We start from the raw sequence: 20,041 nt of genomic DNA on the forward strand, positions 1-20,041 counted from the left end.
TGCTTTTTAAACCTATTTCAGCTATATTAAAAAAGGCAAAGATTAATTCCTATTAATAAAATAGGAATTTTAAATAGATTTAGTTGAATTAGGTGATGAATATTGAAAAATCTACTATTAAATAAGAATGACATTTTGCTTAAAAAAATGCAGTTAATTTCATATAAAGAAAATGAGCAAATTTGTCTTGTTGGCCCAGTAAAACTCCCTGTAAAACAAGATAATTTTGAAGCCACATTCCAGTGGTATACTTGGTTGAAGCTAGATGAACCCATTTCAACAAAGGAAGAAGTGTTAAATTATATTTTAAGTGCGAACTTGCAAGAATCTCAACAATCATCTGTATTGGTTTACGGAGATTTTGAAAATGATGAGGAAGCGCTTATTCGTATGCACAGCATTTGTCATACTGGAGATATTTTCGGAAGTCAACGGTGTGATTGCGGTTATCAATTACATGAATCGATGAAAATGATTGTTGAACATGGATGTGGTGCAATCTTTTATTTAGCGAATCATGAGGGCCGTGGGATTGGATTATTTTCAAAATCATTAGCTTACTTATTGCAAGAAGAAGGTTATGATACAGTAGAAGCCAACCATGCACTTGGTTTTGAAGATGATACAAGGTCCTATGAAGAAGCAATTAAAGTATTAGAGACTCTTCGCAATAAACCTGTAACTTTAATTACAAACAACCCTAAAAAACTGGAAGCGTTAAAACATCATGGTCTATTAGCTGATAAACATATTCCACTTTGGGGCGGCTTAACTGAAACAAATCGTTATTATTTAGAAACGAAAATTAAAAAGGCAGGTCACATACCAGAGAAACAATTGTTTTAGGAGGGGTCATTGTGTTAACGGATCGTGATTACATGGAATTAGCATTAAATTTAGCGCGAACGGCAAAGGGCAAAACAAATCCAAATCCTGTTGTTGGGGCGGTCATAGTAAAAGATGGGGTTATCGTAGGAACAGGAATACATCGTAAAGCTGGAGAAGCCCATGCAGAAGTTCATGCATTTCATATGGCAGGAGAGCATGCAAAAGGTGCCACTTTATATGTCACGCTAGAGCCATGTTCTCATTATGGCAAAACCCCTCCTTGTGCAAATTTAGTGAAAGAGTCTGGTGTTAGCAGAGTGGTAGTGGCGACACTTGATCCAAATCCTCTCGTTGCGGGTAAAGGTGTTGACATCATTCGAAAAGCAGGAATTGAGGTAGAAGTAGGCTTATTAGAAAATGAAGCGAGAAAATTGAATGAACGATTTATTCATAATATGTTGACAAATCGTCCTTTCGTTATTTCAAAATTTGCCATGACATTAGATGGGAAAATCGCAACGCATACTGGACATTCAAAATGGATTTCCGGTGAAGCAGCCCGCCTTGAAGTTCACAAATTACGCAATGAAGTTGATGCGATTTTAGTAGGAATAGGAACCGTTTTAAAAGATAATCCGCTATTGACGACACGATTGCCCAATCAAAAAGGGAAAAACCCAATTCGAGTTATTTTAGATAGTCATTTACAAATTCCGATGGATGCAAATGTTTTAAATGACGAAGCTGAAACAATTATTGTGACAACTACCGGTGCGGATCCAATCAAAATAGCGGAACTTAAAAAGAAAAATGTACATTTTATATACTGTTCTAAAAATCAAAAGGGTATCTGCTTAGATGAAATGTTGGAACAATTATATAAACATGGAATAACAGATGTGTTAGTTGAAGGTGGAGGAGAAATAAACGCCTCGTTTATCAGAGCTGGACTTGTAAATAAATATATTATTTACATTGCACCAAAAATATTAGGAGGGCGCCACTCCATTACCCCGGTAGCTGGTGATGATGTTGATAATATGAATTTAGCGGCAAAAGTAGAAATTGACTCATTCGATAAAGTTGGAGAAGATTTACGAATAATTGCTTATCCAAAACTAGGTGATCAACATGATATTCACTGATATATTGATTGTGGGTGCTGGACCGAGTGGCTCACTACTTGCACTGCTATTAGCAAAGAAGGGGATTTCTGTCACCCTTCTTGAACAACATAAGGAAATTGCAAGGGAATTCCGAGGTGAACATTTGAATGAAGATGGAGAAAATATTTTAAAGAAACATAATCTGTATTCAAAAATTGAAAAACTCGGATTGTTAAAAATGAAAGTTATTGAATATTGGAAAAATGGAAAACTCTTTAAAACAATTCAACCTGAGAAACAAGTTGGCCATTTAGGAATCCATGTTCCGCAAGCACATCTATTATCAGTAATTATCGAAGAAGCAAAAAAATACGAAAATTTTTCTCTCATGACAAATACAAAAGTGATTGATTTACTTAAAGATGAAAATGGTCATTTCATTGGGATTAAAGGGAAAAGAGGTAAGGAAGAAATCCTTATACATAGTTCGATGATTATAGGGGCTGATGGAAGATATTCCACTGTCCGAAAAAAAGCAGGTATTGAAACAATAACACGTAAACATGGCTATGACTTACTTTGGGCAAAAATACCGGCACCAGACAATTGGCAACCATCCATAAAAATGGCTGAAGTAGATGGTTTCCAATTATCATTATTTACCCAAGCTAAGGGTTATGTGCAAATTGGCTGGAACATTGCACAGGGATCCTTTTCGAAAATCCGCAAACAATCTATACAACTGTTTATAGATAAATTGATTCAAGCATTTCCTGAATTAGAAGAATCGGTTCGAAAACATATTACTACTTGGGATGATTTTGTCTTATTAGATGTCTATAGTAATCACACAGAAATATGGAGAAAAGACAATATACTGTTAATAGGTGATGCATGTCATGCGATGACACCAACTGGAGCCTTTGGATTAAACAGTGCTTTAAAAGATGCAGATCGGTTATCTGAATGTATTGATCCCGGAAATATAAATGAATTACGTTTATCCCAATGTGAGAAACAAAGAAAAGAAGAAGTAAAAAAATTACAAAAATTGCAAATAGAAAAGGAAAAAAACTTTTCTACCCAGTTTATTATCATTGGTTAAGAAAGTAGGGGAAAAGTGAAAATCGGTTTTGATATAGATGATACATTGATTAACTTACGAGAACATGCTTTTCATCTTTATAATAAAAAATTAGGAAAACAGATTGATATTGCTCTTTTTCATCAATTAAAAAGAGTGGAAATTCATGAACTTTTCGGGTTAGACGAAGATGAAGGTCATGTAATGTGGAATTCGTTAATGGAAGAAATTTACTTTACAGACTGTCCAGTTTTTGAAGGGGCAATTGATTTTATCCGTAAACTTGAAAAAGAAGGGCATTCCATTTTTTATATCACATCGAGACCGAAAACATATTGTGAAAAAACTCGACAATGGATGAAAAATCGAGGTTTTCCGGTCATTGATGAACATTTTTATTGCGGAATGAAGGATCACGAAAAGATGGAGATCATTCAGAAGCTTAATTTGGATGTTTATTTTGATGATAAACCCGCTGTACTGGAGACATTAACAGATTCCAATACAAAAGTTTATGTAAAGCATCAATCTTATAATGGACATGTTCCTTTCCCTAGAGTATATGATTGGAAAAACTTTAAACTAGAATAATATTTCCTAAAAACATACAATGGAAAATTTTCATTGTATGTTTTTTTATGGTATTTTAATAATAGGTATATACAGTTAAGAAATATTTTGTCGATATTATGAAGTGTATAGGTAAAAACTCACAATTATACACATTTTTGTAACTTTTTCTTCTACTATACGTTTAAATAATATAGAAGATATCGATGAAAATGTATCAATACATAAATGAAAAGGGGTAATATAAATGAAATTTAAGAAAAAAATTGCCGCATCCATTGCCGCCTGTTTAATCGCTGCTGGTGCTATGTCCGCCAGTGCTAATGAACTTCCATTTAAGGATATTAAAGCAGATGATTTCTATATTGAGCCACTGAAAAAATTTTTAAAGTTTGATTATGTTAAAGGTTTTGATGACAACACATTCAGACCATATCAAAATGTGAATCGTGCACAAGCAGCTTCTTTCGTTGCGAGAACGATGGGGCTTGATTTGGAAAATGTAAAAGACCCTGGATTTAAAGACGTACCAAAGCAATATGGGGATGTTCCTAATCCTCACTATGGAGCAATAGCAAAATTGACTGAGCTCGGTGTATTTGATAAAGGGAAATATTTTAAACCTGGTGAGGAAATCACTCGTGCTGAAATGGCAAAAATTTTAGTAAAAGCTTATGAATTGGAAGCTCCAACATTAAAACGATTTTCTGATGTTCCAGAAAATGATGAAAACTATTCTTACATTGGAACAATCGGATCATTAGGAATTACAGTTAATGAAGGTTTATTTAAACCGAATGATGGAGTAGGTCGTGCTCATCTAATCACATTTATTGCTCGTACAATCGATTTAAAACGTTCTGATGACAAAGAAGATTATTGGGACACATTAAAAGGTTGGGACGATAACGAAGACTCAAATGAAAACAATAAAGAAAATAATAATGACAATGGAAACAATCAGGAAAATGGAGATCAAGGTGGTAATGAGCAAGTAGACGATTATATACAACTAGAAGTATTGAAAAAAGAGATTGAGTTTCACATTACCGATTTAAGAGATGCGAGAAAAGAAGTAGAAAAACAACTGGAAAAACTCAATGATGTAAAAAAAGATATAGGAGATATTAAGGAAATTGAAGAAGAAATTCAATATTTAAAAAAGCAAATAGATAAAAAGAAATCAGAAAAAGAGAAAGAAGAAAAACGAAAAGAAGTAGACAAACAGAAAATTAGAGATATCGAGAGAAAAATTGATGAACTTGAAGATGAATTAGAAGAACTTGAAGATTTAATTGAAGAGTATGAAATACAAAAAAATAAATTATCACAGGCTTTGAAAAATCTAGATTCGATAATGAATAATGCAGAAAAGATATTACAGACTGCTAAAGAAAAATATCAAAAAGAATTAGATCAAACAATTATTTCTTTTGCATATGATATAAATAGAGCTAAAAGGGACCACGCCTCTGCATATGCAAAGACTTTTGATAAAGACTATTACGAAGAATTGGGAAAAAAGACAAAAAAAGATTTGGAAAAAGTAATTGATAAAGGAAAAAAAGTATTGAAATCTAACGTTTCGTTAAACGAGTTGAAAAGCAAACTGATAGATTTAAATGAAGCAATCATGAAAGCAGAAGATGCTTACGATTCTATGAAAGATGCTGGAGTGGACTTAAAAACTTTAGAAAATGAATTAAAGGATTTAATCAAAACGGCAAGAAGTCTTTCCAATGACATTGAAAAGGAAATTGATAAAAAAGAAGATAACCGTGAAGATTATTTTAAAGCTGAATTAAAAGATGCAATTGATGAATTAGAGGATGCAATTAAAGAATTGGAAAGGGCAGTTAAGGATAAAAAAGGCGTTACTAAAGCTCGTGGAAATGTATCCGATGCTATTGAAGACGCGGAAAAAGTGCTGAAAAATTATCGAGATTCTGGACTAAAGAGCTTACAAAAATACGAAGACGAGTTAAAAGATTTAATTAAAAAAGGAAATGATCTTTTTAAATCATCAAAAGAATTACAATAATAAAAAACGAATGGTCAATAATGGCCATTCGTTTTTCACATTTTGAAGGGGTATCTTTAAAAGGTCAAAACCAAATTAAACTAATTTTAATAAATTTGCGTTCAATAAGCGATGTCTAACGAGAATTCCTACCCAAGCAGCAATGACACCCTTCATCATTTCTAACAGTATAAAAGGCGCTGCTCCTGCCATGAATGCCGCCTGTAATGACATATCGGCAACGAACTTTAACCAAATGGTACCAAAGGCAAGTGTGATCATCATTCCCGAAACGTTTGCAATCAAGCCATGGATATAAGTATATCCGAATTTATTTAAATACCATCCCATGAATAAAGCAGTTGGAATAAAGCCAATAATATAGCCACCTGTAGGTCCAACGAGTATTGACAACCCACCAGACATTCCTGTAAATACTGGTAAACCGATAGCGCCTAGTAAACAATAAACAAGTACGCTAAGGGTACCATATTTTAATCCTAATATTGTCACAATAAGCCCGATTGCTAAAGTTTGACCAGTAATTGGAACTAAAGGAAGTGGGATTGTAATTTGAGCTAATACAGCAATGATTGCTGCGCCAAAAGCTGTTAATACAAGTCCATAAGTTTTTGTTGAAGTCACCGTCTTCTCCCCTTTGTTAACCTGTTTATATAATTGGTTTACAAAAAGAATAACCAACATTATTACAAAAGTCAATACGAATTTATCTATGAAAATAATAATTTAAAGTGAAATATAAGAAAAAGAGGAATGGAATAGTTTATGATAAAATATTGCAGAAAGGAATATCTTTGGAGGTGAGATAATTTGGCAAGAGTGATTTTTCATGTTGATATGAATAGCTTTTATGCTTCAGTTGAACAAGCCTATCATCCTGAACTGAAAGGAAAACCCATTGCCATCGCTGGCAATCCGAAAGAACGGCGAGGCATTATTGTAACTAGTTCCTATGAAGCGAGAGCAAAGGGGATTTATACGACGATGAATGTAGCTGAAGCATTAAAAACTTGTCCAGAGCTAATCATCTTACCTCCAGATTTTCCAAAATATCGTGAAGCCTCCAAAGCAATATTTACGATTTTAAAAAGTTATACAAATCTTGTTGAACCGGTTTCAATTGATGAAGGATATATGGATGTAACAGAAGTTTCGAAGGAACGGCATCCATTAGAACTCGCAAAAGAGATTCAACTTCGAATTTTCAATGAGTTAGATTTGCCATGTTCCATCGGCATAGCGCCAAATAAATTCTTAGCAAAAACAGCTTCAGACATGAAAAAACCCATGGGCATTACGGTATTAAGAAAAAGAGAAGTACGAGAAAAATTGTGGCCTTTACCCGTATTAAAAATGCATGGGGTAGGGGAGAGTACCGCTAAAAAACTCCAAACACTCAATATTAATACAATTGGAGACTTAGCAAATGCCGATGAGAGGTTACTAAAACAAAAATTGGGTAAAAATGGAGTTAGACTAATAAGAAGAGCAAATGGGATTGACACAAGGGAAGTGGATCCAAATGCAATTTATGATACAAAAAGCGTTGGAAATTCCACTACACTACCATATGACATCATCGAAATGAAAGATATCGAAACAACTTTTCTTAAACTATCTGAAAAAGTTGCAGAAAGATTGGAAGCAAAAAAGTTATGCGGTTCCACTATTACGATTCAAATTCGGGACTGCCATTGGAAAAATCAATCGAAAAGTAAAACTGTACAAAATCCAATTTATTTAGAAAAAGATATTTTCCGCGAAGCAATGGAATTATTCTCGAAAGCATGGGATGGTACACCAATCCGCCTTCTTGGAGTGACTGTGTCTAACGTAATCGATAAAAAACATTTTGCTGAACAACTGTCCATTTTTAATTTTGAACAATTTGTAAAAGAAGAGCCTATTTATGAAATCATTCATTCAATGGAAAAGAAGTTCGGAAAAGGAATTGTACGAAAAGGGATTGATGTCAAGAAAAAAAGTTATGCATCCAAAACAAGTTTTAGCAAAGATTTCTTTGAAGATTTGATCGATAAATAGTAGGAATGGAGATTCAACATGGAATTACAGTTTTTAGGTACAGGGGCGGGAATGCCTTCAAAAGAGCGAAACACAAGTTCTCTTGTATTAAAATTATTTGAAGAAAGAGGAACGATTTGGTTGTTTGATTGTGGAGAAGCAACGCAACATCAAATTTTACATACAACTATTAAACCAAGGAAAGTTGAAAAAATTTTTATTACCCATTTACATGGAGATCATATTTTTGGTTTACCAGGTTTTCTTAGTTCCCGTTCCTTTCTAGGAGGAGAGGAAACTTCACCGTTGACCCTTTACGGACCCTGTGGATTAAAAGATTGGGTTATATTCACGTTGCAACTAACAAAAACGCATTTAAACTATCCTTTACATTTTGTAGAAATTCATGAAGGGATAATATTTGAAGATGATCAATTTATTGTGACTGCAAAACAACTTGAGCATGTCATACCATGCTATGGTTTTCGTGTTGAACAAAAACCGCTACCTGGTGAGCTATTAGTTGAAAAGGCATTAAAACTTGGCGTTCCAAAAGGTCCGATGCTTGGAAAATTGAAAAGTGGGGAAGATGTCACATTAGAAGATGGAACGATTGTTTATAGTAAAGACGTAACTGCACCACCCAAAAAAGGCTTTGTTGTGACAGTCTTAGGTGATACGAAATATTGTCATCAATCGATTGAATTAAGCAAAGATGCGGATATCGTGATACATGAAGCGACTTTCGATTATTCTACGAAAAAACTTGCAGCAGATTATGGGCATTCGACGAATGTGGATGCTGCGAATATTGCAAAAGAGGCTGCTGCAAAGTATCTAATTTTAAACCATATCAGCGCAAGATTTTTACCACATGATTTAGATAAGATTATAAAAGAATCAAAAAATATTTTCCCTAACGTATTTGTAGCAAATGATTTTTCTCTTTTTCATTGGAAAAATGGAAGGTTAACAGAAGGAAATGAAGATAAATAATCACCTAAAATTTCAGAAAATAATAGAATGATTGAGGATAATTATTGTATGATGTTGGGTAGTGTCAAAAGTTCTATGAAAAACTAGCACGGTTCATACTACCTACCATTTATTGGGTGGAAATGCCACGCTATCGCTCTTGACAAACACACCAATGGTTTATTCAGAGGTCAATCAAGGGCGAAGGGAACAAAAGAAGGCATGCTAAATAAACCCTTGACTTTTTCCATTTTAAACCATTGGTAAGTTCGGTTTGTCAAGAGTTCGCTTCGCCGATAGCTGAATAGGGCTCAGCTAAACAAAAGTTAGGCTGACTGTTGTTGAATCCAGTCTTGAGCTAACCCAATAAGGGCTGTCCATCTCGCTGGCATGGTTGGTAGCTTTTCTAATTCTGGAATTGTTACTGGCACTTTACCTTCAAGTGAAGAATGTGGGCGCAAGAAGTTAAAGTAAGCCACAAACAATGTCACAAAAGAAACAGAACCTTGTTCAGAACCAAAGCCGTGTGTCGATCGATAATTTCCTTTAAACGTGCGATTTAGTCTCTCGATGATTTGCTTGAGAGGTCGATACTCTCTGGAGACATCATCTTCATTTGTTAGCCCGATGACCTGTTTTACGTCAAACGATATGTGGTTTTCTGCGAAGAAATGCTGTGCCAACAAGTAAATAGGGTTACCATCTACTACAAATTGTAGGTTTTCGGGTATTTCTTTCAGCTTCACTAGTACTTCATCAATCGCTCGTATTGCTGTTGCGGTGTCGCGATTTGGTGACACTGGATACGAAAGAATGACTTTCTTGACCGCATCAAAAAAGAAAAACAGATAATGCCAACGACCGTTGACCCGGATGTACGTTTCATCCCCACAGAATTGATCCGACAGCTCATACGGAAAGTAGTCAATATAAGGCTTGAGCCATAATGCGACGCTGTTTTCGTAGTTTAGGATACTTTGATGGGAGACAGACACGCCGTGAATATCCTTCATGATCGCTGCCGTTTTACGGGCCGATAATCCGTAATTGACATGGTACGTCAAGATGAGCCCAAGTGTATGCGGTGAAACATACAATCTTGATAAATCGACTTTTGGCTGCTTTGGTGATTGTTTGGATAACGGTTGATAGTCGATGTGGAACTTCCGGTAAATGTAGCGAACTTTCAGCGATTGTGGATCTTCTTTAAACTGTTTTTTCTCTTTTTTAGTCATGGCGCTCAAGTTTTTTTGATAATAGGTACACATATCATTTTTGCACTTAAACACGTGAAAATCTTTTCGTTCTTTAATTTTTTCAAGCGTTTTAAGGCAGTGAGGACACTTAAGAATGGCCTCTTTCTGATAACGACTTTTTTTATTGAAAACACACGCACACACCTTACACTGATATTGTCCTTTTCCTCCGTTATTTGCGTACAAATACGCAGAAGGAGCACCACACTTCGGACAACATAAGGTAGACGGTACGGGCGTAGAATTGGCTCGACGGCGTACTGGTTTTAACGGTTTTCCTTTGGATTGAAGATATTCCGTTAATAAAAGCTGATAATCGAGCTTTTCTACCTTTTCAATGATAGGTAAATCATCAATTTGAAGCTTTCGATAAGGCTGATTAACAGGAGCTTCTTTGGGTTTATCGAACATGCTTCTTCCAATTAGTAGGGTAAGTAGAGTTCGAATAATTTGTTCTTGAAAGTTTATAAAAGTAAGTAAATAGGTTATAATTTGAGGTAACAACTTGCCACTTCTCCTTTCTAGGGATTTTGTGTTGGTGTGGTTACCTCACTAATACCCTAGAATTTAGGGGGTGGCAAGTTTTTTGCTTATAAAGCCCTCTAATATAGGATTCTATAACCTATTTCTATATAAAGTTTTGACAATACGTGATGTTGTTGGGAGGGGAGAGTATGAATCAACCAAAAATAAATCCGGGGTTACTGCGTTTATTTGTTGTCTTTCCTAACTTATTAGCTTGGTGCTTAATGATTGGAATCATATTTTTTGTCATTACAAACTTTGAAGAATTAAAAGCAGCTGAGGCTTTATCTTTTTGGATTATTCTATTAGCGATTTTTTTACCTATTACAATGTATACATCTTATTCGATTATAAAACGTATTAAAAGCGGTGCGTTATAAGAAACTTGGCTATCTAGAAAGAAAAATTCTTTCTTGGTAGCCAAATTTTTTTAATGTAGAATTCTGCTCTGTTACTACTCCAAAATTTCGTACTAATCCTTGTCAATAGTCTTAAGTAGCATACTCGCAATTTCATGGTAAAATGCACTTTAGTAGGTGATAAAACCCAAGTTTAAATGTCTAAATTCTTTTTGGAACCTTACATATTTCGAAGTAAATAGTCAAAAATATATATTTCGACAACATAGAATAGCAAAAAAATACATTTCCTAGGAAATAATTGATAAAAGGTTGATATTCTTTAAATATTATAAAATGCTCCGTAATCGGAGCATTTAAAATTTCAATATTAACTGTAAAGTCAACTAATTATATATTTCATATAAATAGGAAATGACGGAGATCTCTTTTCTCGTCAAGGGATTTTTGATATTTTCCCAAGAAAGAATAGTACAAAAATTACTCACCCCTTGCGAGTTCTCGAGATCTTGCTTCGGCACTTTTAATACAAGCATAAATGGCTTCGTTAAATCGGAAGTTTTCCAATGCTTTTATTCCAGCTTCAGTTGTTCCACCAGGACTTGTCACTTTTCTGCGAAGAACTTCAGGTTCTTCTTTAACTTTTTGAAGCATCATTGCTGAACCAGCAATCGTTTGAACCATTAATTTTCTAACCGTTTCTTTTGATAAGCCAAATTCTACTCCAATTTTTTCCCACGCTTCTAGTAAATAATATAGATAAGCAGGGCCACTTCCCGAAAGAGCCGTGATAGCATGAAGTTTATCTTCTTCCACTTCAATGACAATGCCAATTGCTTCTAACAATTGTAGATAAATAGACTTTTGTGAATCTGTTACATATTCATTAAATGCAATCCCACTGGCTGCCATACCGATTGCTGCTGAAGTATTGGGCATGACCCTTGCAATTGGTCGAACCCCTAGAGCTTTCTCAATTGTTTCAATTGCAATTCCAGCAAGAACAGAAAGGATTGCAGTATTTTCGGAAAGATAAGGAGCAATCGATTCAAAAGCAACTCTTGCATCTTTGGGCTTCATCGCTAAAATAACTAAATCGGCATCTTTAATTTCTTCTAATTGTTCAATAATGTGAACTCCATATATATTTCTTAATTCGTGTAATCTTTCAACGTTAGAACGATTTTTTACATAAATTTGGTTAGCAGGAACAACTTCATTTTTGATCCACCCATGAATTAATGCTTCTGCCATTGATCCTGCACCCATAAATACAATTTTTTGCATTCCTTTTCCCTCCGATATATTTTATCCATAATGAACAATAAAAAATGCGTTTTCATCCTTCATTAAAAAGGACGAAAACGCATGTTTCCGCGGTACCACCTTCGTTTGCTAAAAATAGCACACCTCTAGCCCTTATTATCGCTAAGGGAAACGGTCATGTTTTCATGACTGCTCAGAAGTAGGTTCAATGAATTGAGAGGACTATGCTACTCTCACCAAATGCAGCACTCTCTGAAGTCATCAATTCATTTACTTGGCTTCATCATCGCAATACTTTGTTCAATTATTACAGAAATTATATGCATTTCGATAAAATATGTCAACTAAGTGACGTGGACTAATTAAAAAAAAAGAAGTAAAATAAAATGAATTAGTATTCATTCAGAGAGATAGAGAAACAAGGGGGAACAGACATGGAAATAACAAAAATTATCATACCTACTCCCTATGATGTTGGAGATGTCAATGCTTTTTTAGTAAAAGGTGAGGCGCTTTCTATTTTTGATGTTGGTACGAAAACACCAACTGCGTACGAAGCGCTCGTTCATGGAATAAAAAATGCAGGATATCAATTAAGTGATATTGAACAAGTGATTTTGACTCACCACCATCCTGATCATGCTGGATGGATTGAGGCATTTCCAAATGCGAGAATACTAGGGCATGAATATATCGATTATTGGATGAATAAAGAGGAATTATTATCATATCGCGATGACTTTTATGAATTGCATTTAAAAAAGCAAGCAGTTCCAGAAGAATATATTCAAAAAATCATTCAAATCCGAAGAAGAATGGATTTATATGGGAACACGCCATTAACTCAATTTATAAAAGATCGAGATGAAATACCAGGACATCCAGGTTTAATTGCTTATTATACTCCTGGCCATGCTCAAAGCCATTTTATTTTTTATAATCAAAAATCAAAAGAAGTCATAGGTGGGGATTTGTTATTAGAGAAAATCGCATCCAACCCACTTATTGAACCACCGGTGGATTTATCTTTTGATAGACCAAAATCACTTATTCAGTATCATGAATCATTAAAATTTTTAACTTCTTTAGATATAACTAAATTATATTCCGGTCACGGTAATGACATTGTTGATGTTAAAGAATTAGTCGATGTGAGAATCCAAAAAGACTTGCTTCGAACAAATCAAGTTTATGAAATTTTACATGAACCAAAAACTGTTTATGAAGTAACGAAAGAATTATACCCGAATGCTAACGATTATCAACTTGGGCTAACTTTATCAAAAACGCAAGGTTATTTAGATCTTTTAGTTAAAAATGAGCGTATTCGATGTGAGCAAGTAGGAGAATATGAGTTGTATTCAAGGCTATAACAAAAGATGTTGCATGAAAAATTGTTATTCAGACCTAGAATAATGATAAGATTACTAGGGTTAAATCATATTTATTATTCTATAAAGTAGTTGAAGTTAACATGATTGGTTTTACATACTAGTCGATTCTTGAATGAATACTGAAAAGGTTAGTAAACAAGAAATATGATGTGATATGGAAGGGGCCGTTTGAAAAGTCATTTTCAAACGGTCTCTTTATGGCAAGTATATTTGTACTCACAGAAGCAAAGATTGAAAAATATTTTAATAAAAACAAATGAGGGTGTCAGAACGTTTTCAACTTTCTAGACACCCACGAATTTATTCTTTGAGATGAATTCGGTTTGATTTGGTGGAAAATGATTTAATATTAAGCTTTGAATGAAAGCCCTGGTCCGAAGAATTCAAAGTGAATACGATCTTCAGAAACACCAAGTTCTCTTACGTATGAAATTACAGTTTCCATAAATGCTTCAGGTCCACATATATAAACTTCTGTGTTTTCTTGAATGTATTTTGATAAATCTTCTTTTGTAATGTATCCTTCTGTATCAGAATATTTCACAAAGTATGAACCATTTAATTCATTAATTTTCTTTTGAATTTGGTCTTGGAATACAGCTAATTTTTCATTACGAACAGATTGTACAAATGTTACGTTACGGCCGAACTCCATTGAATCAAGCATTGCATAAAGTGGAGTGACGCCAATTCCACCACCTATAAATAATACAGGGTTATCGTTTTGTTGTAGAGTAAATAAACCTGCAGGTGCACTGATTTGTATTGTGCTTCCTTCTTCAACATAATCATGTAAGTAATTTGATACAACACCCTTTGGATTATTTTCCGCTTCTCGTTTTACTGAAATACGATAAACATTTCCATTCGGTGCTTGTGATACAGTGTAATGGCGTAGAGCCGTATACTCTTCTTCAGGTGCTTTTACTTTTACTGTAATATATTGACCTGGTTGATAAGGTGGAAGCGCTTTCCCATCTTCCGGCTCTAAATAGAAGGAAGTAACAAGTTCATTTTCTTGTTCTTTTCTTACTACCTTAAATGGTTTAAATAAACGCCATCCTCCATTCGCTTCAGCTTGTTGATAAAGCTCTTCTTCCACTTGAATGAAGACATTTGCAATTACGCCGTAAGCATCTGCCCAAGCTTCAATAATCTCATCCGTTGCTGCATCACCTAATACTTCTTTAATGGCAGCTAGTAAATTTTCTCCTACGATTGGATAGTGTTCAGGTAAGATACCAAGTGCTCGATGTTTATGCGCAATTAAATGCACTACCGGTAAAATGGATTCTAAATTATCAATGTTAGCGGCTGCTGCATATACAGACGCTGCAAGGGCTTGTGGTTGTCTTCCTTCTCTTTGATTTGTTTGGTTAAATAGATTTTTTAATTCAGGATGGTTTGTAAGCATTCTTTTATAGAAATGCTTCGTGATATCCACCCCATGCTTCTCAAGAACTGGTACTGTTGCTTTAACGATGTCGATAGTTTTTTGTGATAACATACTTTCACGTCCTTTCAAAAAACACTATAAACATTATAAAAATATTAAGCAATATTTCAGATACATCTTTAACATTTTTGTCACAATTGATGTATATTAAATACATCTTTAAAAACGAATTTTTTGTGTTTCAAACAACCTAATTTATTGAAAAATGGTATAATGTTATGCGAATTATAAATGGAAAAAGCGTGGTGTATAATTTTGAGGTTAACTTTATATACTGATTATTCCTTAAGGGTTTTAATATATTTAGGTCTAAAAGGGGACGACCAACTATCCACCATTCAAGAGATAGCGGATCGTTATAATATTTCGAAAAACCATTTAATGAAAGTGACTTATGATTTAGGCCAATTAGGTTTAATCGAAACAATTCGCGGTCGGGGTGGAGGAATTCGCTTAAAAGTTGCTCCGAAAGATATTAATATCGGAAAACTTGTAAGACATACAGAAGAAGATTTTCATATAGTTGATTGTTTTAATCGTGAGAATCCTCTTTGTATCATCTCTCCTTCTTGCCAATTAAAACATGTTCTGTATGAAGCCTTGCAAGCTTTTTTAAATGTGTTGGATCGATACACATTAGCAGATTTTCTACATTCGAAAGAAGAATTATCAAATTTACTTCAAATGAAGCTTGATTAATAGGGATTGTCCATTATTGGATATCCCTTTTTGTTTTGCTATTAATCATGAATAGAATACCATCATAAAAAAATTGAACAAATAAGAAAGGAATATACCGATTATGAAGAATAAAAAAATTTTTATTACTGGTGCAACAAGTGGATTAGGGAAAATGATTGCAGAATTATGCTTGAAGAGGGGACACGAAGTATATGCAACAGGCAGAAATGAGGAAGCGCTTAATCATCTTTTAAAACTTGGTGCAAAAGTGATAAAAGGGGATTTAAGCAATAAAGAAGATATTCATCGAATATGCAGCAAACTTCCTGATATCGATGTCGCCATTATCAATGCAGGAGTTGGATTTTTCCACTATGCCTTTGATCTTTCAGAAAAAGAAATTGATGCAATGATAGACATTAATGTAAGAGCTCCAATGTATTTCGTAAAAATTTTATCACCAAATATGATAAAAAAACGTTCTGGTCACTTTATATTCATTGGCTCTCAAGCTGGGAAAGTAGCAACAAAAAAGGCGAGTATTTATGCAGCAACGAAACACGCTATCACCGGCTTTGCAAATGGAGTAAGAATGGAATTAGCTCCATTCAATGTACAAGTATCGGCTGTTTATCCTGGACCAATTGATACTCCATTTTTAGATAAAGCTTCTTCATCATCGACTTCATATAGAAATTCTCTAAAAAGGGTATTATTGCGTCCTGAAAAAGTAGCAAAAGAAGTTGTAAAATTAATTGATCGGCCATCAAGAGAAATCAATTTGCCTCGAATATTAATTATTACAAGTAAGCTATATGCAGTCGCCCCTACAATTGTTGAAACATTAGGTAAGAAATTCTTTACAAAAAAATAATTTTAAATCTTGCAAAAATTTAAATTCTATTCAATTATAATAAGTAATAAAATGTTCTACAAACTTATAAAAATACACTTGTATTTAAAATTATAATTTGATAACATTCATGTATAAACTTTTATAAAATTGTATAAAAATACATTCATTATCGAAGGAGTATTTGATATGGCAAATAAAAAAGTAGTTTTAGCTTATTCAGGTGGACTTGATACATCAGTAGCGATTCCTTGGTTAAAAGAACAAGGTTACGACGTTGTAGCTGTTTGTTTAGATGTGGGTGAAGGGAAAGATTTAGAATTTATACAAAAGAAAGCTCTTCAAGTTGGGGCTGTTGAATCATATATTATTGACGCAAAAGATGAATTTGCAGAGGAGTATGCGCTTGTTTCGCTACAAGCACATACTTGGTATGAGCAAAAATATCCATTAGTCTCTGCTTTATCTCGTCCATTAATTGCGAAAAAATTAGTAGAGATTGCAAACAAAACAAACGCAGATGCGGTGGCTCACGGCTGTACGGGTAAAGGAAACGACCAAGTTCGTTTTGAAGTATCGATTAAAGCACTAAATCCGAATTTGGAAGTGTTGGCGCCGGTGCGTGAATGGGCTTGGAGCCGTGATGAAGAAATCGAATATGCAATAAAACATAACGTACCAGTACCAGCAACGATTGATTCGCCATTCTCCATTGACCAAAACCTTTGGGGACGTGCTAATGAAGCAGGAGTTATGGAAGATCCTTGGGTAGCTCCTCCAGAGGAAGCATATGGCTTAACGGTATCGATTGAAAATGCGCCAGATACACCAGAATATGTAGAAATTGAATTTGTTGAAGGTAAACCGGTAGCATTAAATGGCCAAGAAATGAAATTGGCAGATTTAATTCTAGAGTTAAATAAAATTGCTGGCCGACATGGTGTTGGACGCATTGATCATGTTGAAAACCGTTTAGTTGGTATTAAATCTCGTGAAGTGTATGAGATTCCAGGTGCAAAAGTTCTTTTAACAGCTCATAAAGAATTAGAAGATATCACATTAGTAAAAGAATTGGCACACTTTAAACCAATCATTGAACAAAAACTTTCTGAAGTGATTTATGATGGTTTATGGTTTAACCCAATTCGTGAAGCACTTTGTGCCTTTATTAAAGAAACGCAAAAATATGTAAATGGTACAGTTCGCGTTAAATTATTTAAAGGTCATGCAATTGTTGAGGGACGCAAATCTCCAAATTCTTTATACAGTGAAAAATTAGCTACTTACTCTAAAGACGATGCATTTAATCATGCATCAGCAGTTGGATTCATCGAACTTTGGGGTCTTCCAACTGTTGTCGCTTCACAAGTGAACAATAAAGAAGTAAACAGTAAATAATTATGTTGAGTGCGAAGAGGTCTAGGTATGATTATTTTAAGACAGGATTAGAGAAGATGAGGCTTGTTCTTAAAATAAGTGCTTGAGAATGGTGGTTTCTCAAGCATACCAAGACTACTTCGCTATTCTTTTTCACATGAATTGTAACATTATTTTTAGTAAGGATAGGTGGAACAAATGACAAAACTTTGGGGAGGCCGTTTCCAAAAATCAGCAGAAAGCTGGGTTGATGAATTTGGAGCGTCCATTGGTTTCGATCAGCAATTAGTGATGGAAGATATTGAAGGAAGTCTTGCTCATGTAACAATGCTCGGTGTACAAGGTATTTTACCGGAAGAAGATGTGGAAAAAATTAAATGGGGACTAAATGAATTAAAAAAGCGTGCTGAAAATGGCGAGCTTGAATATAAAATTGAAAATGAAGATATCCATTTAAACATTGAAAAAATGTTGATTGATTTAATTGGTCCTGTTGGAGGGAAATTGCATACTGGCCGAAGCCGCAACGACCAGGTTGCGACAGACGTTCATTTATTTTTAAAGAAACGAGTAAAAGAAGTAATCGAATTAATTGAAACTTTCCAAAAAACAATTTTACAAAAAGCAGAGCAGCATATCGATACAATTGCTCCTGGTTATACGCATATGCAAAGAGCACAACCAATTAGTTTCGCCCATCATTTAATGGTGTATTTTTGGATGTTAGAGCGTGATAAAGAACGATTTAAAGAATCAATGAAGCGTATCGATATTTCACCTTTAGGGGCAGGTGCAATGGCTGGCACAACATTTCCAATTAATCGTCAATTGACTGCAGATTTGTTAGGTTTTAGTAGAATTTATGAAAATTCAATGGATGCGGTAAGTGATCGGGACTTCATTGTAGAATTTTTATCGAATTCATCTATACTGATGACTCATCTTTCCCGTTTTGCAGAAGAAATCATTATATGGTCTACTGATGAATTTAAATTTATCGAATTAGATGATTCCTTTTCCACTGGATCATCCATCATGCCACAGAAGAAAAATCCAGATATGGCAGAATTAATCCGTGGAAAAACGGGTCGTGTATATGGAAATTTAATCGGTTTACTTACGGTGTTAAAGGGAACACCATTAACATATAACAAAGATATGCAAGAAGATAAAGAAGGAATGTTCGATACTCTTCAAACAATTTTAGGATCATTAAAGATCTTTGAAGGAATGGTTCGAACAATGACTGTTAATACGGAACGATTGCACAAAGCGGTACATAGCGATTTTTCCAATGCCACAGAGCTTGCAGACTATCTCGCTACAAAAGGAATGCCGTTCCGTAAAGCACATGAAGTGACTGGAAAGTTAGTTTTTACTTGTATTCAAAAAGGTATTTTCTTACAAGACTTGTCCTTAGATGAGATGAAGGCGGAAAGTGAACTGATTGAAGAAGATGTTTATGAAGTACTTAAACCTGAAGCGGCTGTTTCTCGTCGTCTCTCTCAAGGTGGGACAGGTTTTGAACAAGTTCGAGTGCAAATCGAAAAAGCAAAAGCATGTTTAAATTAATTTGTTTGGGAGTGTATAGAAAGGTCGTAAATTTTCTATACACTCTCACTTTTTATGATCACAATTTCTTATAAATTTGCTCCTGGGATAATCGAAACAACTTTCCACTATCAGCACCGTAAATGGGAGTCTCAATACGATTTTTCAGTGGGCTCTTTTTTATGACATTTCAGTTAATGAATAGCTTCCTCAAAATAGAAAACAATAAGGAAAAGGAGGTTACCACATTGAGAATCGTCATTTCTCTTGTATTAATTGCTTCAACAATCTTTGTTGCCAACATAATGTCTGATTCTCCCGATAGCAATGCCCAACAAACTGCACCTGCTTATGCAAAATGGGGAAGAATCGTTATGGAGAAGGTAAAAGAGAAATATGCACAAGCAAATATTATTGATTATCTCCATATCGGAAGAGAAATTGGAGATAAGACGACTACGGAAAAATTTAAACTTTGGTTAAGAGAAGGCAATCGTGAATTTGGCGTCTATGTTGATATTATTTTCGATAATCAAACGGAAGAGGTCATCGATATTCTCTATAGGGAAACTAATCGTTAAGAATTGGTGCAAAATTCTTTTATTGAATTGGATAAGTCTCCTTGTTATGTTGTTGAATCTGTTGAAAAGAACTTATATATGTCAAAATTGATAAAATAACCTATCAACACTTCATT

The 20,041-nt window shown here is 34.4% G+C and carries 18 protein-coding genes and 1 other annotated feature; of the genes, 14 read left to right on the forward strand and 4 right to left on the reverse strand.

The window, feature by feature from the left end:
- Window positions 1-147 precede the first annotated feature (147 nt).
- The 5 genes from NST98_RS03390 (at window position 148) to NST98_RS03410 (ending at window position 5,629) form a co-directional block, all read left to right on the forward strand.
- Complete coding sequence (locus NST98_RS03390; RefSeq protein WP_050988840.1) at window positions 148-846, forward strand: GTP cyclohydrolase II; 699 nt, start codon at window positions 148-150, stop codon at window positions 844-846.
- Window positions 847-857: 11 nt separating this feature from the next.
- On the forward strand, window positions 858-1,973 hold the full coding sequence (ribD, locus tag NST98_RS03395; RefSeq protein ID WP_016837809.1) for a bifunctional diaminohydroxyphosphoribosylaminopyrimidine deaminase/5-amino-6-(5-phosphoribosylamino)uracil reductase RibD: 1,116 nt from the start codon (window positions 858-860) through the stop codon (window positions 1,971-1,973).
- Complete coding sequence (locus NST98_RS03400) at window positions 1,960-3,039, forward strand: FAD-dependent monooxygenase (protein WP_016837810.1); 1,080 nt, start codon at window positions 1,960-1,962, stop codon at window positions 3,037-3,039. The genes ribD and NST98_RS03400 overlap by 14 nt, the downstream gene beginning before the upstream one ends.
- Before the next feature lie 15 nt (window positions 3,040-3,054).
- Window positions 3,055-3,609, forward strand: coding sequence for a 5' nucleotidase, NT5C type (locus NST98_RS03405; protein WP_168412192.1), 555 nt, complete (start codon window positions 3,055-3,057; stop codon window positions 3,607-3,609).
- A gap of 226 nt (window positions 3,610-3,835) precedes the next feature.
- Window positions 3,836-5,629, forward strand: coding sequence for an S-layer homology domain-containing protein (locus tag NST98_RS03410; protein ID WP_340714438.1), 1,794 nt, complete (start codon window positions 3,836-3,838; stop codon window positions 5,627-5,629).
- Window positions 5,630-5,704: 75 nt separating this feature from the next.
- Here the strand turns inward: NST98_RS03410 and NST98_RS03415 are convergent, their stop codons facing one another.
- The gene (locus tag NST98_RS03415) at window positions 5,705-6,253 is read right to left on the reverse strand and encodes a biotin transporter BioY (protein ID WP_340714439.1); all 549 of its coding nucleotides are present in this window, start codon (window positions 6,251-6,253) and stop codon (window positions 5,705-5,707) included.
- A 186-nt stretch (window positions 6,254-6,439) separates the two neighbouring features.
- Between NST98_RS03415 and NST98_RS03420 the strand changes: the two genes are divergently transcribed.
- Window positions 6,440-7,672, forward strand: a complete 1,233-nt coding sequence (locus NST98_RS03420; RefSeq protein WP_340714440.1) for a DNA polymerase IV — start codon at window positions 6,440-6,442, stop codon at window positions 7,670-7,672.
- Between the two features lie 18 nt (window positions 7,673-7,690).
- Window positions 7,691-8,647 (forward strand): ribonuclease Z, encoded by a 957-nt coding sequence (rnz, locus tag NST98_RS03425; protein ID WP_340714441.1) that lies wholly within the window; start codon window positions 7,691-7,693, stop codon window positions 8,645-8,647.
- 305 nt (window positions 8,648-8,952) lie between these two features.
- Here the strand turns inward: rnz and NST98_RS03430 are convergent, their stop codons facing one another.
- Window positions 8,953-10,386 (reverse strand): DDE-type integrase/transposase/recombinase, encoded by a 1,434-nt coding sequence (locus NST98_RS03430; RefSeq protein WP_340714442.1) that lies wholly within the window; start codon window positions 10,384-10,386, stop codon window positions 8,953-8,955.
- A gap of 170 nt (window positions 10,387-10,556) precedes the next feature.
- Here NST98_RS03430 and NST98_RS03435 point away from each other — a divergent pair, with 170 nt between their 5' ends.
- Window positions 10,557-10,787 (forward strand): hypothetical protein, encoded by a 231-nt coding sequence (locus NST98_RS03435; RefSeq protein WP_016837816.1) that lies wholly within the window; start codon window positions 10,557-10,559, stop codon window positions 10,785-10,787.
- A 459-nt stretch (window positions 10,788-11,246) separates the two neighbouring features.
- Here the strand turns inward: NST98_RS03435 and proC are convergent, their stop codons facing one another.
- The gene (gene proC, locus NST98_RS03440; protein WP_016837817.1) at window positions 11,247-12,053 is read right to left on the reverse strand and encodes a pyrroline-5-carboxylate reductase; all 807 of its coding nucleotides are present in this window, start codon (window positions 12,051-12,053) and stop codon (window positions 11,247-11,249) included.
- 64 nt (window positions 12,054-12,117) lie between these two features.
- Window positions 12,118-12,328, reverse strand: a binding site (T-box leader).
- Between the two features lie 138 nt (window positions 12,329-12,466).
- Here proC and NST98_RS03445 point away from each other — a divergent pair.
- Window positions 12,467-13,405, forward strand: a complete 939-nt coding sequence (locus NST98_RS03445; protein WP_340714443.1) for an MBL fold metallo-hydrolase — start codon at window positions 12,467-12,469, stop codon at window positions 13,403-13,405.
- 370 nt (window positions 13,406-13,775) lie between these two features.
- Here the strand turns inward: NST98_RS03445 and hmpA are convergent, their stop codons facing one another.
- Window positions 13,776-14,933 carry an NO-inducible flavohemoprotein gene (gene hmpA, locus NST98_RS03450; RefSeq protein ID WP_340714444.1) on the reverse strand — a complete coding sequence of 386 codons (1,158 nt, stop codon included), beginning with the start codon at window positions 14,931-14,933 and terminating at the stop codon, window positions 13,776-13,778.
- 204 nt (window positions 14,934-15,137) lie between these two features.
- Here hmpA and NST98_RS03455 point away from each other — a divergent pair, with 204 nt between their 5' ends.
- The 5 genes from NST98_RS03455 to NST98_RS03475 all read left to right on the forward strand — a co-directional run bounded on the left by NST98_RS03455 (window position 15,138) and on the right by NST98_RS03475 (window position 19,925).
- Window positions 15,138-15,581 carry an RrF2 family transcriptional regulator gene (locus NST98_RS03455; RefSeq protein WP_340714445.1) on the forward strand — a complete coding sequence of 148 codons (444 nt, stop codon included), beginning with the start codon at window positions 15,138-15,140 and terminating at the stop codon, window positions 15,579-15,581.
- Between the two features lie 103 nt (window positions 15,582-15,684).
- Window positions 15,685-16,437, forward strand: coding sequence for an SDR family NAD(P)-dependent oxidoreductase (locus tag NST98_RS03460; RefSeq protein ID WP_340714446.1), 753 nt, complete (start codon window positions 15,685-15,687; stop codon window positions 16,435-16,437).
- A 168-nt stretch (window positions 16,438-16,605) separates the two neighbouring features.
- A complete protein-coding gene (locus NST98_RS03465) occupies window positions 16,606-17,814 on the forward strand; it encodes an argininosuccinate synthase (protein ID WP_096551041.1) in 1,209 nt (402 codons plus the stop codon).
- A 177-nt stretch (window positions 17,815-17,991) separates the two neighbouring features.
- Window positions 17,992-19,365, forward strand: coding sequence for an argininosuccinate lyase (gene argH, locus NST98_RS03470; RefSeq protein WP_340714447.1), 1,374 nt, complete (start codon window positions 17,992-17,994; stop codon window positions 19,363-19,365).
- A gap of 227 nt (window positions 19,366-19,592) precedes the next feature.
- Window positions 19,593-19,925 (forward strand): YqzG/YhdC family protein, encoded by a 333-nt coding sequence (locus NST98_RS03475; protein ID WP_340435030.1) that lies wholly within the window; start codon window positions 19,593-19,595, stop codon window positions 19,923-19,925.
- Window positions 19,926-20,041: the final 116 nt, after the last annotated feature.

The organism is Ureibacillus sp. FSL W8-0352, from assembly GCF_038004345.1.
Taxonomy (GTDB): Bacteria; Bacillota; Bacilli; order Bacillales_A; family Planococcaceae; genus Ureibacillus; species Ureibacillus thermosphaericus.